We start from the raw sequence: 2,904 nt of genomic DNA, 5'->3' as shown, positions 1-2,904 counted from the left end.
GGCCCGGACGGCGGATTCGCCGAGTGGGACGGCAAGTGCCCGCCGAGCAACGAGGCGTACGGCGTCGACGAGGCGTCGATCTTCCAGGCGAACGGCGACCCGGTCACGGACCAGCTGTACGGCACCCCGTTCGCGGCCTGGGCGCTGCCGATCGTCCACCAGGTCACCGGCGAACCGGTCTTCGAGGAGCTCGCGCACGGCGTCCTCGACTACCTGAGCCGGATCCAGATCGACGACCCGTCCGACGAGCAGCTCGACGGCACCTGGCAGCGCGCGTTCGACTTCGACGCCTGGGAGTACTTCGGCTCGAACGCCGACATCGGCTGGGGACCGTACTGCGTGGAGACCGGGTGGTCGGTCGCCCCGAGCCTGATCGCCGCCATGCATTACCTCCAACGCGAACCGTTCTTCCCGGAACCCCGTGACAACCGCGCACCTGTTGTAGCTGTTCGGGCGGAGTTCGAATCCATCCGCAAGGGCGAGACCGTTCCGCCCACCTTCCAGCGTGGTGAGGACGGCCGGGTTGTCCGGGACCAAGGCGGGGTGCGAGCCATCCTCGGCGACCTGCAAGCCGCGGGCGAGCCGACATGGGCGCGGAACGACCCCGCGAACTCGTATGAGATCTACGTCCGCGGCGCCGACAACCACCTGCACCACACATACCTCGACGACCGCGTCGGCCAAGGCCGCTGGCAGCAAGTCGGCGACCTCGAGTTGGCCGACGACCCGGTGGTCGCCTTCAACCCCGGAGCCGACGCGATCGAGGTGTACGTCCTCGGCGCCGACCGCCGCATCCACCACTGCTCGATGATCGACGTCCGCGGCGGCCACACCCCCTGGGAACCTGTCGGTACGCTGCACTTCACCGGCTCCCCGGCCGTGCTGTACGACGAGAAACTCGGCAGCGTCCGGCTGGTCGCGAACGACACCGCCGGCCAGGACCGCCGTACCCGCAAAGCGAACCGCTGGCACCTCCCGTGGCAAGACTATTCACACTGGATCACCGCATGACGCAGATCGCCATCGACGGCGGGCAGTCCGCCCTTCGTCTTCGTGTCCTTCCGTCCGGCCGGACCGGCGCCGGGCCTGGTTACACGCACGGGCCGGACGCGCTTCCCAAGCTGCTCGACGCGATCGGCGCCGCCGCGGCCGAGGCCCGGCTGAGCGGGCCGGTCGAGGTCGTCGCGCTGGGGCTCACCGGTTATCCACAGGCACCGGGTGCCGCGGAGCGGTTGGCGGCGGATGTCGCCGAGCTGCTTGATGCGGACGAGGTCCGGCTCACGCAGGACATGGTGACCGCGCACGCCGGTGCGCTTCCGGACGGGTACGGCGTAGTAGTTGCCGCAGGCACCGGTCTCGTGTGTCTCGCGGTCGACCGGGACGGGACGTGGCGCAAGCTCGACGGGCACGGGTACCTGTTCGGCGACGCGGGCAGCGCGTTCGCGATCGGCCGCGCCGGGCTGGTCGCCGTACAGCGGGCGCGGGACGGCCGCGGCCCCGCGACCAAGCTCGCCGACACCTCGCTCGATCCGGTCACGCTCTACCGCTCGTCGACGCTGGTCGACGACGTCGCGCGGTTCGCCCCCGAAGTACTGCGGTGTGCCGCCGAAGGCGATCCGGTCGCGCACGAACTCGTCGTACGGGCCGCCACCGACATCGCGGAGACGATCGCCGCTGCCGTCGCGCAGCTCGCCGGGGAAGGACCTGTACCGGTCGCCTGCGTCGGTGGACTGTTCACGGGCGCAGGGGAACAACTGCTGGCCCCGGTCCGCGCCGCACTCCCCGCACGCGCCCAACTCACCCCGGCGGCCGGCAACTCGCTCGACGGTGCCGAACGCCTCGCGACCGGACCTGCCGGAACGTACGCCGACCTGATTGTGACGCACCGTCGATGAGAACCCTTGCCCCTGGCACCTTGGTGGTGTCCTGCCAGGCCGCCCCCGAGAACCCGCTGTACGGCCCGGCCGGGATGGCGCTGATGGCGCAGGCCGCCGAGGCCGGCGGCGCGCGGGCGATCCGGGCCAACGGGCCGCATGACATCGCTGCGATCCGCGCGGTCACCGACCTGCCGATCATCGGCATCCACAAGCTCGGCGACCCGGCGGGCGTGTTCATCACCCCGACGTACGACGCCGCGATCGGGATCGTGGCGGCCGGCGCCGACCTGATCGCGCTCGACGGCACCCTGCGACCGCGCCCCGACGGGCAGCCGGTGGCGCGGCAGATCGCCCGCATCCACGACGAGCTCGGCGTACCCGTGATGGCCGACGTGGACACCCTGGACGCCGGGCTGGCCGCCCGGGAGGCGGGTGCCGACGTGGTCGCGACGACGCTGTCCGGCTATACCAATGGCCGTCCGCCGACCGGACCTGATGTCGAACTGGTCCGCCAGCTCGCGACCAAGCTGGACTGCCCGGTGGTCGCCGAGGGCCGGATCCGGACCCCGGACGACGTCCGCAGCGTGTGCGACGCGGGCGCGTACGCCGTCGTGGTCGGGCACGCGATCACCAACCCGACGGACCTCACCGCCAGACTGGTCGGCGCGATCCCCTTGCCGTAGGCGGCGAACAGTGGTCTAGTCAACCTTGCTGACCGGTCTTCCGCGTGGGTGTCCGCCGGGCGTATCCATGACGCAGTCAACGCTCCGAGAGGACTGCCGATCATGTTCGAGGTCGACCGCCGTACCCTGCTCCGCGCCGCCCTGGCCGGTTCTGCCGTCGCCACGCTCGCCTCCTGCGCGAAGCCCGTCCAGAGCAAGAGTGCCGCGTCCGCCGGGTCGTCGGTGGACGGCAGCAAGCCGCTGGAGTTCTTCAACTTCGACGGCGGCTACGGCAAGGAATGGACCACGATGCCGCTGGATCTCTACCGCAAGGAGTTCCCGAAGGCGGACGTCAAGCTGACCAG

General features: G+C 70.9%; 3 protein-coding genes and 1 pseudogene. All 4 read left to right on the top strand.

Annotated features, from left to right (window positions below; translation table 11 throughout):
* A partial coding sequence (locus VFF46_RS32110; protein ID WP_325040992.1) for a hypothetical protein occupies positions 1–1,011 on the top strand: 1,011 nt, incomplete at its 5' end.
* Positions 1,008–1,895, top strand: a complete 888-nt coding sequence (locus VFF46_RS32105; protein WP_325040991.1) for an N-acetylglucosamine kinase — start codon at positions 1,008–1,010, stop codon at positions 1,893–1,895. The genes VFF46_RS32110 and VFF46_RS32105, both read left to right, overlap by 4 nt.
* Positions 1,892–2,560 (top strand): N-acetylmannosamine-6-phosphate 2-epimerase, encoded by a 669-nt coding sequence (locus VFF46_RS32100; protein WP_325040990.1) that lies wholly within the window; start codon positions 1,892–1,894, stop codon positions 2,558–2,560. The genes VFF46_RS32105 and VFF46_RS32100 overlap by 4 nt, the downstream gene beginning before the upstream one ends.
* 102 nt (positions 2,561–2,662) lie before the next feature.
* Positions 2,663–2,904, top strand: a pseudogene (locus tag VFF46_RS32095) (hypothetical protein); the annotation flags it as partial.

The sequence above is a fragment of the Kribbella sp. genome, assembly GCF_035655035.1.
Lineage (GTDB): Bacteria > Actinomycetota > Actinomycetes > Propionibacteriales > Kribbellaceae > Kribbella.
Note: the sequence above shows the minus strand (reverse complement) of the source record. Positions and strands in the feature narration are given on the sequence as shown.

Coding starts and splice junctions, on each gene's coding strand:
- VFF46_RS32105 (WP_325040991.1), top strand. CDS start 1,008: ATGACGCAGATCGCCATCGACGGCGGGCAGTCCGCCCTTCGTCTTCGT.
- VFF46_RS32100 (WP_325040990.1), top strand. CDS start 1,892: ATGAGAACCCTTGCCCCTGGCACCTTGGTGGTGTCCTGCCAGGCCGCC.